At 66.9% G+C, this 577-nt stretch carries 1 protein-coding gene; it reads right to left on the reverse strand.

The genetic code is table 11. The features are described from left to right. Nucleotides 1–577: AMP-binding protein (locus A9X05_RS17915; protein WP_156736807.1), on the reverse strand; the 577-nt coding region annotated here is incomplete at both ends.

A 577-nucleotide genomic window follows, 5' to 3' on the forward strand; every position in this document is an offset into this window, starting at 1 on the left:
CCCCACCCCCCCCCCCGCCCCATACAACTCACCCACCACACCCACCGGCACCGGATTCAGCCACTCGTCGAGGACGAGGAAGCTCAGGTGGGCCAGCGGTGTGCCGATCGGGCTGGCGGTGCTGTCGACGTCGCTCGCGACGATCTCCCGGAACGAGGCGTGCACCGTGGTCTCGGTGATGCCATACATGTTGATCAGGCGCGGCGACCGCTGCTGGCGGTTCAACCACTTGCCCAGCCGATGCGGTTCGAGCGCCTCGCCACCGAATACCACCGTGCGCAGCTTCCCCTCCCTGGCCAACTCGGGTGAGAGGGCGTAGAACGCCGACGGTGTCTGGCTCAGCACGCTGACTTCTTCGCGAATCAGCATGGCGTGCAGGTCTTCTGGTGAGCGGACCACCGCGTCGGGCACGATCACCAGCCGGCCGCCGTGCAACAGCGACCCGAAGATCTCCCACACCGAGAAGTCGAAGGCCAGCGAGTGACACTGCGACCACACCCGGCCCAGGGCCAGCTCGTCGTGCACCGACTCCAGCAACTGGGTGACATTGCGATGGGTGACGGCCACACCCTTGGGC

The sequence above is a fragment of the Mycobacterium sp. E3298 genome (genome assembly GCF_001666895.1).
Classification (GTDB): Bacteria; Actinomycetota; Actinomycetes; order Mycobacteriales; family Mycobacteriaceae; genus Mycobacterium.